This window comes from Silvania sp. (genome assembly GCF_051656365.1).
GTDB classification, from domain to species: domain Bacteria; phylum Pseudomonadota; class Gammaproteobacteria; order Enterobacterales; family Enterobacteriaceae; genus Enterobacter; species Enterobacter hatchlandensis.
The window spans coordinates 1-12,707 of record NZ_JBOGBT010000048.1 but is presented as its reverse complement, the minus strand read 5'-3'; the positions used below and the strand labels follow the sequence as shown (position 1 = coordinate 12,707).

Annotated in this window: 6 protein-coding genes and 1 pseudogene; 2 read left to right on the top strand and 5 right to left on the bottom strand. The window is 60.8% G+C overall.

What is annotated here, in order from left to right; all coding sequences use genetic code 11:
• Both narZ and ACRDD5_RS10435 read right to left on the bottom strand, forming a co-directional pair.
• Positions 1-466: pseudogene (narZ, locus tag ACRDD5_RS10440) on the bottom strand (nitrate reductase subunit alpha); the annotation flags it as partial.
• Positions 467-846: 380 nt separating this feature from the next.
• On the bottom strand, positions 847-2,241 hold the full coding sequence (locus tag ACRDD5_RS10435) for a NarK family nitrate/nitrite MFS transporter (RefSeq protein ID WP_438676714.1): 1,395 nt from the start codon (positions 2,239-2,241) through the stop codon (positions 847-849).
• A 308-nt stretch (positions 2,242-2,549) separates the two neighbouring features.
• On the opposite strand from ACRDD5_RS10435, the gene narX reads away from it, so the two are divergent.
• Together narX and narL are read left to right on the top strand one after the other, a co-directional pair.
• Positions 2,550-4,346 carry a nitrate/nitrite two-component system sensor histidine kinase NarX gene (gene narX / locus ACRDD5_RS10430; protein ID WP_438676713.1) on the top strand — a complete coding sequence of 599 codons (1,797 nt, stop codon included), beginning with the start codon at positions 2,550-2,552 and terminating at the stop codon, positions 4,344-4,346.
• The gene (gene narL / locus ACRDD5_RS10425; RefSeq protein ID WP_271284132.1) at positions 4,339-4,989 is read left to right on the top strand and encodes a two-component system response regulator NarL; all 651 of its coding nucleotides are present in this window, start codon (positions 4,339-4,341) and stop codon (positions 4,987-4,989) included. Before narX ends, narL begins: the two co-directional genes overlap by 8 nt.
• Position 4,990: 1 nt before the next feature.
• On the opposite strand, the gene ACRDD5_RS10420 is transcribed toward narL, so the two are convergent.
• The 3 genes from ACRDD5_RS10420 to nirB all read right to left on the bottom strand — a co-directional run.
• Complete coding sequence (locus ACRDD5_RS10420; RefSeq protein ID WP_438676712.1) at positions 4,991-6,397, bottom strand: YchO/YchP family invasin; 1,407 nt, start codon at positions 6,395-6,397, stop codon at positions 4,991-4,993.
• A gap of 157 nt (positions 6,398-6,554) precedes the next feature.
• Positions 6,555-9,083: a nitrate reductase gene (locus ACRDD5_RS10415; protein ID WP_438676711.1), complete on the bottom strand. Its 2,529-nt coding sequence runs from the start codon at positions 9,081-9,083 to the stop codon at positions 6,555-6,557.
• Positions 9,080-12,707, bottom strand: a 3,628-nt coding sequence (gene nirB / locus ACRDD5_RS10410) for a nitrite reductase large subunit NirB (RefSeq protein ID WP_438676710.1), incomplete at its 5' end; no start/stop codon positions are given. The genes nirB and ACRDD5_RS10415, both read right to left, overlap by 4 nt.

Sequence of the window (12,707 nt, the reverse complement as noted above, 5' to 3'; positions counted from 1 at the left end):
CGCGACCACGCGCTTGTTTAAAGCTTTTCGCCTTATCGGCATCTTCAATAATGGACGCCCATGCATCAACCGGATCGCTGTGCAGCGTTTTCGCTTCACGCCACATTTTCATCAGGCGTTTACGCATCAGCGGGTATTTCAGGCGGTTGGCGCTGTACAGGTACCAGGAGTAGCTGGCGCCGCGAGGGCAGCCGCGCGGTTCGTGGTTTGGCATATCAGGACGGGTACGCGGATAGTCCGTCTGCTGCATTTCCCAGGTCACCAGACCATTTTTGACGAAAATCTTCCAGCTGCATGAACCCGTGCAGTTTACACCATGGGTGGAACGCACGACTTTGTCATGCTGCCAACGCTGACGGTAACCATCTTCCCAGTCCCGGTTGGTCTCCAGAAGCTGACCGTGCCCATCGGCAAATGTTTCACCCTTCTGCTTGAAGTAGCGAAACCGGTCCAGAAATTTACTCATCGGATATCTCCTGTGTGGAGCCTGTGGCTCTCTAAATCGACATTGCTGATTTGTGGCGAAGGTAACGCCCTGAAAGATGACGGGAATTGATAACGATCAAGGCGGCTCAGGTCTGTTGAGGAGGGCTTATCTTTCGCTACCCCGAAGGGGGTACGCACTCTTGTTTTGTATATCACTGTTAAACAAGGGTTTTTATTATTCATCGTACAAAAGAGACAGTGTAATTTCATCCCCGGAGTTTTAAGGAGTAGACGATTCTGCTAAGCGACAGGGATCACAGTGCTACCCCCTGGCGAAGGGTTAGCGCCCATGAGGATGTTGTAACTAATGGCGGGCAAAAAAAAGCGCGACACCAGGCCGCGCAAACGGATAATCACAACTTACTTTTTATTAGAATTACGCCCGTATACCACCCAGGTGATCACCACGCAGGCGATATAGAAGACAAGGAATACTTTCATGGCGTTCGCCGGGGAGCCGCTCAGCTCCAGCGAGATACCAAAGGCTTTTGGAATAAAGAAGCCGCCAATCGCGCCAATCGCCGAGATAAAGCCCAGCGCGGCCGCAGTGTCGGTGGCCGCCTCACGCATTGCCTGCTGCTCGTCACCACCCTGTGCTTTGACACGTTCCATCGTCATTTTACGGAAGATCACTGAGATCATCTGGAAGGTAGAGGCACTCCCCAGCCCGGCGGTCAGGAACAGCACCATAAACACCGCGAAGAAGGCGCTAAAATTGCCGCCCACGCCATTCACCGGCAGAGTCAGGAACAACAGAGCGCAGAAAATCGCCATCAGCACAAAGTTAACCAGGGTTACGCGCGTCCCACCCAGACGGTCGGAAATCATCCCACCGGTTGACCGCGCCAGTGCACCAATGAACGGGCCGAAGAAGGCGTAATGCAGGATCTGCACGTCCGGGAACTGGGTTTTCGACAGCATTGCAAACCCGGCGGAGAAGCCGATAAACGAGCCGAACGTTGCCAGATACAGCAGGGCCATGATCCACAGATGGGCGCGTTTCAGTACCGGCAGCTGTTCGCGCAGCGAGGCTTTCGACGCCGCCAGATCGTTCATGCCGAACCACGCGGCCAGGGTTAAGACTACCAGGAAGGGCACCCAAATCCACGCTGCGTTCTGCAGGAACAGCAGCGAACCGTCGGCCTGCTCAACGCCCGATCCGCCAAAAACAGCGAAAATCGACACCGAAATCACCAGCGGCGCAATCAGCTGCATCACGCTGACGCCCATGTTCCCCAGACCGCCGTTCAGACCCAGCGCCCCGCCCTGCTTCTGTTTCGGGAAGAAGAAGCTAATGTTGGCCATGCTGGAGGCAAAGTTAGCCCCGGCAAAACCGCACAGCAGTGAAATGGTTACGAAGACGCTAAACGGGGTGGTGATATCCTGCACCGCAAAACCCAGCCACACGCACGGGATGATCATGATCCCGGTACTGAACGCCGTCCAGCGACGACCGCCAAACAGCGGCACCATAAACGCGTACGGCACGCGCAGCAGCGCCCCCGAAAGCGCAGGTAACGCCGTTAGCATAAACAGCTGATCGGTGGTAAATGTGAAGCCCACTTTTGGCAGATTGACCGCCACGGCGCTGAACAGCATCCAGACGCAGAACGCCAAAAGCAGACAGGGAACGGAAATCCACAGATTACGACTTGCTATACGCTGACCACGCTGTTGCCAGAACGCCGGATCTTCCGGACGCCACTCGGTAATCACCGCGCCAGATTCCCTTTCGGGGGAAGTTGAGTGACTCATAGACACCTCTGATTCTTAAAAGTTGGACAAAGATCAGGGTTTTAAGCGGGCGGTAAGTTGATATAAATCAAAGGAAAATGTCGCTAATTCAGGCGTAAAAACCAGCCATCACCCTAAGTGAGTAGCATTTTCCGCCAGAAAAGGTGTGGTTTTTCACGGTACTGCTCTTTCTGGCTACTCCTCTGCTCCCATTCACCTGGCTAATGGCAATTAGGAGGTAATCCTTTTTGGGTATGGGTATACTCCAGGGTATGCCTGAGAATAGGGCTCCTTCCAGGTCCAGGCATTGTCAGGAGCCAGACTGCTCTATGTTTAAACGCTGTTTTTCACCGCTGACGCTGGTTAATCAACTGGTGCTCATCGTCATGCTGTCCACCGCTATCGGGGTGACGGGGATGGCGATTTCCGGCTGGCTGGTACAAGGCGTCCAGGGCAACGCACACGCGATAAATAAAGCCGGCTCACTGCGGATGCAGAGCTACCGGCTGCTGGCGGCGATCCCGCTGTCAGCCGCAGATCAGGCCCTGCTGGACGAAATGGAAGTGACCGTCTTCAGCCCGGCGCTGAAAGACGCCGCACAGCGCGAAAACCAGCAACCTAAGCTGACAGCGCTGCAGGGCTACTGGCACAGCAAGCTGGAGCCAGGACTCAAGCAGGCGCAAAGCCCCGAGACGGTGGCCGCCGACGTGGCGAATTTTGTCAGTCGCCTGGACGATCTGGTGAGCGCATTCGACTCCAGCACCGAACAGCGCATCGCGCGGGTGGTGCTGATGCAGCAGCTGATGGCGGTGTTCATGGGGCTGCTGCTGGTGTTTACCATCGTCTGGCTGCGCAACAGGCTACTCCACCCGTGGCGACAGCTGCTGGCGGTAGCCCGCGCTGTGACCCAGCGCGATTTTACCCAGCGCGCACAGGTGAGCGGGCGCAATGAGATGGCGATGCTTGGCGACGCGCTGAATACTATGTCCGGCGAGCTGGCCGAAAGCTACGCGGTGCTCGAGCAGCGGGTGCGGGAAAAAACCGCCGGGCTGGAGCAAAAGAACGAAATTCTCTCCTTTCTGTGGCAGGCCAACCGTCGTCTGCATTCCCAGGTGCCGCTGTGCGAGCGGCTCTCACCGGTGCTGAACGGCCTGCAAAATCTGACCCTGCTGCACGATATCGAGCTGCGGGTGTACGACATGGAAGATGAAGAGAACCACCAGGAATTTACCTGCCAGTCAAATCTGAGTTGCGATGAAAAAGGCTGTCATCTGTGCCCGCGGGACCTGCCTCCCCTCGCCACCAGCGGAATCACGCTGAAGTGGCGACTGGCCGACAATCTGATGCAGTACGGTATTCTGCTGGCGACGCTGCCCGCCGGACGCCATCTGAGCCACGATCAGCAGCAGCTGGTCGATACGCTGGTGGAGCAGCTCACCGCCACCCTGGCCCTCGATCGCCATCAGGAAAAACAGCAGCAGCTGATTGTGATGGAGGAGCGCGCCACCATTGCCCGGGAACTACACGACTCGATCGCCCAGTCGCTCTCCTGTATGAAGATGCAGGTCAGTTGCCTGCAGATGCAGGACACCCATCTGCCGGATAACAGCAAACAGCTTCTGAGCCAGATCCGCAACGAGCTGAACACCTCCTGGGTGCAGCTGCGCGAGTTGCTCACCACCTTCCGCCTGCAGCTGACGGAGCCCGGCCTGCGTCCGGCACTGGAGGCCAGCTGTCAGGAGTTCAGCGCCCGACTCGGTTTTGCAATCGCCCTCGACTACCAGCTGCCGCCGCGCTTTGTGCCGTCCCATCAGGCCATCCATCTGCTGCAGATCGCCCGCGAAGCGTTAAGCAACGCGCTAAAACATTCCGGGGCGACAGCGGTTGCCCTGAGCGTGAGTCGTCATGATAATCAGGTCAAACTCACGGTTCGTGATAACGGCTGTGGCGTGCCGGAAAACGCCGAACGACATAATCACTACGGCTTAATCATTATGCGTGACCGCGCGCAAAGCCTGCGTGGTGATTGTCAGGTTCGCTGCGGCGAGTCCGGCGGCACCGACGTCATTGTCACCTTCATTCCCGAAAAGCCTCTTTTCACTGCCCAAGGAGAACACCATGTCTAATCAGGAGCCAGCAACAATCCTGTTAATCGACGATCATCCGATGCTGCGCACCGGCGTAAAACAACTTATCAGCATGGCGTCGGATATTACCGTCGTGGGCGAAGCCAGCAACGGTGAACAGGGTATTGAACTGGCCGAAGCGCTGGATCCGGATTTGATCCTGCTCGACCTGAATATGCCGGGGATGAACGGATTAGAAACCCTCGATAAACTGCGGGAAAAAACGCTCTCCGGGCGCGTGGTGGTGTTCAGCGTCTCCAACCATGAAGAGGACGTGGTCACCGCCCTCAAGCGCGGCGCCGACGGCTATCTGCTGAAGGACATGGAGCCGGAAGAGCTGCTGAAATCTCTGCAGCAGGCCGCCGCGGGCGACATGGTACTGAGCGAAGCCCTGACCCCGGTGCTGGCCGCCAGCCTGCGCGCCAACCGCGCCACCTCCGATCGCGACGTCACCCAACTGACCCCGCGCGAGCGCGATATCCTCAAGCTGATTGCCCAGGGTCTGCCAAACAAGATGATCGCCCGCCGTCTGGACATCACCGAAAGTACGGTGAAGGTGCACGTGAAACATATGCTGAAGAAGATGAAGCTGAAATCGCGCGTGGAAGCGGCGGTGTGGGTCCATCAGGAACGTATTTTCTAGTTTAGTTGTCCGGCAGCAGGGCCCAGCGAGGGTCGTCTTCCGGGAACGTCATCAGCGGTGGCGTTAGTGCGAGCGTGATCTCATTGGACGAGACACGCTGCCCCTCATCGTCCTCGACCACCACTGACAGGTGCCAGCGGTTGCTCGCCCCTTCACTGCTGTCCCAGGCAGGCACAATAATGCTCCAGCCCTCGCTGCTGTCGGCCTTCGCCGGTGCAGTCAGACTCAACGCCTGCACGTCCCCCTGCCAGTAGAGCTGCCGCACGCCGTGCCGGCTGCGAATATCCATTTTCAACACCACCGTCTCACCCGGCTGCAATTCCCACGGCGGCGTTGCCAGCCAGGCCGAGAGCGTTTTCAGCTGGCGGAACTCTATCACCGGCAGATTCTGGCGTTCTGGCGGATCGTAACGGCTGCCCCGCAGCGAGCGACTGTCGGCCACTTCGCTGGCAGAGAGCTGTTTGGTCAGCGGCACGCCAAAGCGGTAGTTGAGCTTCATGCCGAGGTTATTCTGGCTGACGCCGCTTTCGCCCTGCTTGTGCGCGGCGGAGAAGGTCACCAGCGGTACCGGGGTATAGTTCAGGCCAAGGTTCACCGCCAGCGGATTGTGGTAGCCCGTTCCGGACTGGAACAGATCGACGCTGTCGCCAAAATATTGTTCAAAGCTGACGCTGGTGTTGAGGTGATGATAGAACGGCAGCCAGGCTTTGGCGGTGACGTCATAGCCGCGGGCCATGCGCTGCTCTTCGAGGGTCGAGGTGTTGCGCCAGCTGGCTAACGGCTGGTAATAATTCGCCGACAGGCGCAGGTATTCGCCCCAGGCTTCGGCCCCGAGCCCGGCGCGCTGCAGGTTTTCATCCAGCAGGTTGTCGTAAAAGGTGTTGTAGCCGAGCAGCCAGCTGCCCGCCACCCAGCGCTGGCCGATGCCCGCATTGCTCACCAGCCCGTCGTCCTGCTGGGTCAGCCCGACCTGGCTCCAGGTCAGATACTGGTTATTGTCCTGCCAGGGGATAAACCAGCTGCCGCTGCTGCCGGTGAACCGCCCTTCGTCATTGACCAGCAGGTTAACGCTGGCGTTCCCCCAGGGTGAAAGCCAGGACTCAATATGATGATTCACTTCCTGGCTGACGGCATCCCGCACCTGACCAAAGGCAAACTGGCGGGCCTGCTCTTCGGCGGTCAGGCCGTTGTCAACCTGACTGGCCTCGCCAAACGCCTTCGCCATCTCCGCGAGGTGCTTTTCGCCCTCGCGGGTGGGTGCAGCCAGACCTAAATCCGGCAGGCCGTCGCCGTTGTTATCAAAGGGGTTTTGCGCCTGCTCAAGAAAGGATTTTGCGGCAGCCGAAAGGGTTCCGCTCATCATGAGCAGAAGCAAGACCAGCAGACGCGAGCGAGATAACACAGACATTAACGTCGTAACAGGGATCCATTTCAGACATAAAACACCCCTTACCTTATCGTTTTCTGGAAACAATTACAGCCTTAAGCACAATTTCAGGAATTTCCTGAATCCAGAGAGCAATACGGGGAACGTCGGCGGGTAAGCGTAACGCCACATGACGCTGTTACGCCTTTACACACAGCATCGCCTTCAGTTCCGGCACGCAGGAGCCGCAGTTAGTGCCGCAGCGCAGCTTGCCTCCCAGTGCCGCAGCGGAATCACATCCTTCGACGATGGCCTGCTGAATCGCCTTCTCGCCAATGCTAAAACAGCTACAGATGATCCGCCCCGGATCAACCTGCTCCCCCGCCCCCTGTCCGTTCAATAACGCATGCCGCTCAGCGAGCTCGGCGGGTGCCGACTCAAAGGCTGCGGCAATCACCGCATGGGCAAGGGTTGGCAGCGCGGTACCTTCCCAGTAGCCGAGCATCAGTTGGTTGTGATGCCAGGCCAACAGGCTGCTACGCTCCCCGGTCTGCGCCACCTGTAACTGCCAGCCGTGCGAGCTGCAGTGGTTCATCAGCCACGCCAGCAGCGGTTTATCCCCCGCGAGGGTCAGACGCGACACGCCGGATGTGGCCTTGCGCCACCAGTTAACCGAGGCCGGCAACGTGAGTTCGTCCCGGCTGTAGAGTTCCCCCTGCCAGGCGGGTTGCCAGGGCATCAGCCGCACCGCGGTCTGTTTGCTCTCCGGCTGACCGGAGTGCGGATCGCAGCGCCCTTCCACCAGCGCATTGATCTTGCCCTGGCGCGAGAAGCAGCTGTTCCAGTGCATCGGGGCAAACAGCTCCCCGACCCGCTGTCCGTCGTTAATCCGCGCCCGGGCGACCATCAGCCCGCGCGCGGAGCTGATGCGGGCCAGCTGGCCGTCCGCTACGCCGAGGCGCGCCGCATCCTCCGGGGAGACGTCCACCGTCGGCTCGTCGCGGTGCTGCATCAGCCGGGGCACATAGCCGGTGCGGGTCATGGTATGCCACTGATCGCGAATGCGTCCGCTGTTGAGAATAAAGGGATACAGCGCGTCCGGCGTTGCGCCGTGTTCCTGCGGAGTGACCGGCACCCGGTGGGCGCGGGTCAGTGCCTCACGGTCAATCGGCCACTGCCAGGGGGCAAGATCGTCCCACCCGGCGCGGGTCAGCTGCGCCAGTTCTGCCAGGTTAAACGCCCGCTCGCCGTGGTTTTCAAAGGCTGACAGGGCGGCGTGTTCGGCAAAAATGGCATGGGGATGATCCCAGGCAAAGGCCGCGCCATGGCCCAGCTGCTCTGCGATGCGGGCGATGATCCACCAGTCGGCTTTCGCCTCCCCAGGTGCCTGGAGAAAGGCGCGCTGGCGTGAGATCCGCCGCTCGGAGTTGGTGACCGTGCCGTCTTTTTCGCCCCAGCCGAGGGCCGGAAAGCGAATGTGGGCGAAGCGGCTGGTGTCGGTATCGCGCATCACCTCAGAGACCATCACCAGCGGACAGGCGGCCAGCGCCTGGCATACCGCATGGCTGTCGGGCAACGATACTGCCGGGTTGGTGCCCATGATCCACACCGCTTTCACCTCGCCCCGGGCGATGGCGTCGAACAGCTCCACCGCCATCAGTCCCGGGGTCTGCGCCAGCCGCTCGGTGCCCCAGAAGCGGGCCACCCGGCTGAGATCGTCCGGGGTAAAGTTCATGTGCGCCGCCAGCTGATTTGCCAGCCCGCCCACTTCGCGTCCGCCCATCGCATTAGGTTGCCCGGTCAGCGAAAACGGCCCGCAGCCGTCGCGGCCAATTTTGCCGCTCGCCAGATGGACGTTGATGATCGCATTGCACTTGTCGCTGCCGCTGGCGGACTGATTTATGCCCATCGTGTACAGCGTAACCGCGCGCGGAGCGGCGATAAACCAGGCATAAAAGGTGGCGATATCGTCTTCTGCCAGGCCGCAAAACGCCGCCACCCGCGCCAACGGCCAGTCGCGCGCCCGCTGCTGCGCATCGCCCTCTTCGCCGTCAATGGCGTTCAGCAGGCCAACAAACAGTCCGGCATCGCTGCCCGGGGTCAGGGCCAGATGCAGATCGGCAATGTCGCAGGTGGCGGTGCGCCTGGGGTCGATCACCACCACTTTCATCTGCGGATGGTTGGCCCGCGCCTGCACCAGCCGCTGGTAAAGCACCGGATGGGTCCAGGCGGCGTTGGACCCCACCAGCACCACCAGGTCGGTCTGTTCAATGTCTTCATAGCCGCAGGGGACAATGTCTTCGCCGAAGGCGCGCTTGTAGCCCACCACCGCCGAGGACATGCACAGCCGGGAGTTAGTGTCGATATTCGCCGCACCGATAAAGCCCTTCATCAGCTTGTTGGCGGCGTAGTAATCTTCGGTCAGCAGCTGGCCGGAGGCGTAAAACGCCACCGCCTGCGGGCCGTAAGTGTCGATAATCTCACGCAGGCGCTGGCCCGCCGTCTGTAGCGCCTGGTCCCAGCTGACCGGCTGGTCGTCGACTTCCGGCTGCAGCAGGCGTCCCGCCAGTCCGGTGGTCTCCCCTAACGCCGAGCCTTTCACGCACAGGCGGCCAAAATTGGCCGGGTGGCTGTCATCGCCGCGTACGCTCACTTCACCCGCGTCAACCCGGGCGATCACCCCGCAGCCAACGCCGCAGTAGGGACAGGTGGATCGGGTTTCCGTCATGAAGCCTCCGCGCGCATCACCAGTTCTTCGCTACCCACCAGCACCCGGTCGCCGTCAATTTTCACCGGCCAGGCGCGCACCGCCACTTCACCAGTCTCGAACTGACGTCCATCGCGCAGGCGGATCCGCGTTTTGTAAAGCGGGGAGATCACCACCGGCTCGCCGCCCGCATCACCCAGAATGCCACGGGACAGCACGCTGGCGTCGCCGCCCGGCTCGCGATCTTCCAGGGCATAAATCGCCTTACCAAAGCGGAACAGCGCAATCTGCTGCTGGCCCAGTCGGGCACCAATTCCGGCCTGTTCGGGGATATCTTCCACGGTGCAGACGTCCTGCCAGCGCTTGTGGGTCGTCGGTTGCGCATCGCTGCCCAACGTGCGGAACTGCGCCAGACGGCCAGCATCCTGCAGGGTGGTTTGCCATTCGCACTGGTAGGTTTCCACGACGCGGGCCATCTCCTGCTCCAGCTCGTCGGCAAGGCCGAGGCTGTCGTCGATAATCACTTCGCGCAGGTAGTCCAGCCCGCCTTCGAGGTTATCCATCCAGGTGCTGGTGCGCTGCAGGCGATCGGCGGTGCGGATGTAGAACATCAGGAAGCGGTCGACGTAGCGCAGCAGCGTGGCGTCATCGAGATCGCTGGCAAACAGATCCGCATGGCGCGGCTTCATGCCGCCGTTACCGCAGAGGTACAGGTTCCACCCCTTGTCGGTGGCGATCACCCCCACGTCTTTACTCTGGGCTTCGGCGCACTCGCGGGTACAGCCCGATACCGCCATCTTGATCTTATGCGGCGCGCGTAGCCCCTTGTAGCGGTTCTCGAGGGTCACCGCCAGCCCGGTGGAGTCCTGCACGCCGTAACGACACCAGGTGGAGCCAACGCAGGATTTCACCGTGCGCAGGGATTTACCGTAGGCGTGTCCGGTTTCAAACCCGGCATCGATCAGCAGCTGCCAGATCTCCGGGAGTTGCTCCAGCCGGGCACCAAACAGGTCGATACGCTGTCCGCCGGTGATTTTGCTGTACAGCTGATAGCGTTTGGCAATCTGGCCGATGGCGATCAGCCCGTCGGCAGACACTTCCCCCGCCGCCATACGCGGCACAACCGAGTAGGTGCCGTCTTTCTGGATATTGGCAAAGAAGCGATCGTTGGTGTCCTGCAGCGGCAAATGTGCCGGTTTCAGCAGGTATTCATTCCAGCAGGAGGCCAGCACCGACCCGACAAGCGGCTTACAGATCTCGCACCCGTGGCCCTGGCCGTAGCGGCTAATCAGCTGGTCAAAGGTATGGATGCGGTTGACGCGCACCAGGTGGTAGATCTCCTGACGCGAATACGCGAAGTGCTCGCAGATATCTTTCTTCACTTCCACGCCCTGGGCGGCAAGCTGGAACTCCATCACCTGTTTGACCAGCGCGGTGCAGCCCCCGCAGCCGGTACCCGCTTTGGTGCACTGTTTTACCGTCCCGATCTCGATGGCACCGTTGCTGACGGCCTGGCAGATATCACCTTTACTGACGTTGTGACAGGAGCAGATCTGCGCGCTGTCCGGCAGGGCCGCCACGCCCAGCGCTTTTGGCGCGCTACCGGCAACGGCAGGCAGGATCAGTGTTTCCGGATCTTTCGGCAGGCTGATGTCGTTGAGCATCATCTGCACCAGAGTGGCATATTCGCTGGCATCCCCTACCAGCACGCCGCCGAGCAGGGTTTTGCCGTCGGCGCTGACCACGATTTTTTTGTAGATCTGCTGTGGCCCGTGGGTCCACTGGTAGCTCTGGGATCCCGGCGTGCGGCCGTGGGCATCGCCGAACGAAGCCACATCCACGCCGAGCAGCTTCAGTTTGGTGCTCATGTCCGCCCCGCTGAAGGCGTTGTCTTCCCCCGCCAGCGCAGCAGATGCCACCCGCGCCATCTGGTAGCCGGGAGCCACCAGGCCGTAGATTTTACCGTCCCAGAGGGCGCATTCGCCAATGGCGAAGATGTCTTCATCGGAGGTGCGACACTGGTTGTCGATGCCGATCCCGCCGCGTTCCCCAAGCTGTAGGCCACATTCGCGGGCAAGCGCATCCTGCGGACGGATCCCGGCTGAGAACACCACCATGTCGGTGGCCAGTTCGCTGCCGTCAGCGAAGCGCAACACCATCCCCGCGTCAGTTTCAGCAATCTCAGTAGTGGCTTTGCTGGTATGCACTCCCACCCCGAGGGCTTCAATTTTACGCCGCAGCATCGCCGCGCCGTCGTTATCAAGCTGCACCGCCATCAGATTCGGGGCAAACTCCACCACATGTGTCTCCAGACCCAGCTGCTTGAGCGCGTTAGCCGCCTCCAGCCCCAGCAGCCCGCCGCCAATCACCACCCCGGTGCGTGAATGTTTGGCCTGAGCGGCAATGCGGTCGAGGTCGTCCAGCGTGCGGTAGACAAAGCAGCCCGCCAGCTCGCGTCCCGGCACCGGCGGCACAAACGGCCAGGAGCCGGTCGCCATCACCAGTTTATCCCAATGGGTCTCGTGCCCGCCTGCGGTGCGCACCACGCGCGCCTCACGGTCGATCGCCACAATCTGCTGGGACAGGCGCAGCTCAATGCCGTTATCGGCAAAGAAATCCCCCGCCACCATCGACAGCGAATCGGCGCTGCGTCCGGCAAAGTATTCAGAAAGATGGACCCGGTCATAGGCGGCATAACGCTCTTCGCCGAAGACCACGATCTGGTATTGCTGATGCAGATTGCGGTTTACGCAGTCTTCAAGAAAATGGTGGCCGACCATACCGTGCCCAACCACCACCAGAGTAGGTTTTGTCATAGCGTTCTGTCCTGCAACCTGCGGCTGCGTAGTGAATTGATCGAACAGCCAGTCCGCCTGAGCGGGCTCTGGCGTAGCCAGTAAATCAGTGAGGGTGGCCGCGCTGCGGCAATCCCCCATCAGCAGCACGCCTGCCAGCGTGCCATTACGGATCAGTAAGCGGCGATAATGGCGGGTCAGCGGATCCCAGCTGGTCCACACCGCATCGTCAGCCTGGGCGTTCACCTGCCCGGCGCTGAACAACTCCACCCCGGTAACTTTCAGGCGCATGCCGCCTTCGCTCGGGGTAAACGGGGTGACGCTGTCGCCTGCCAGCCGGGCGGCGAGGATCTCCGCCTGCGCCAGACATGGCGCCACCAGGCCCCAGATCTGGCCATCAATTTCGCAGCACTCGCCGATGGCGCTGATACCGCGTAACGCGGTGCGCATCTGATCATCTACCTGAATGCCGCGCCCGCACGGCACACCGCTGGCCTGCGCCAGGGCGATGTTCGGCGTGACGCCCGTCGCCAGCAGTACCCGACTGGCGGCAAGCGTGCGGCCGCTGGTGAGGGTCACGGAGTCAGCGGCGATCTGCGTCAGCCCGGCGTTCAGCTCGCAGCGGATCCCGCGCGCGTCGAGCGCCTGCTCCAGCAGCAATCCGGCGTGGCTGTCGAGCTGCTGCTCCATCAGCCACGGGCCGCGATGAATTAAAGTGACGTTGTCACATTGACGCTGTAACGCCGCCGCCGCTTCCACCCCCAATACCCCGCCGCCCAACACTAACGCCGGACCGGGGGTGGCAAGAATGGCGTTCACGTCATCGAGCGTGCGAAAGGTGAAGACATTG

Excerpts from the sequence above, each read along its gene's own strand:
- ACRDD5_RS10435 (WP_438676714.1), bottom strand. The coding sequence starts at position 2,241 with ATGAGTCACTCAACTTCCCCCGAAAGGGAATCTGGCGCGGTGATTACC.
- narX (WP_438676713.1), top strand. The coding sequence starts at position 2,550 with ATGTTTAAACGCTGTTTTTCACCGCTGACGCTGGTTAATCAACTGGTG.
- narL (WP_271284132.1), top strand. The coding sequence starts at position 4,339 with ATGTCTAATCAGGAGCCAGCAACAATCCTGTTAATCGACGATCATCCG.
- ACRDD5_RS10420 (WP_438676712.1), bottom strand. The coding sequence starts at position 6,397 with ATGTCTGTGTTATCTCGCTCGCGTCTGCTGGTCTTGCTTCTGCTCATG.
- ACRDD5_RS10415 (WP_438676711.1), bottom strand. The coding sequence starts at position 9,083 with ATGACGGAAACCCGATCCACCTGTCCCTACTGCGGCGTTGGCTGCGGG.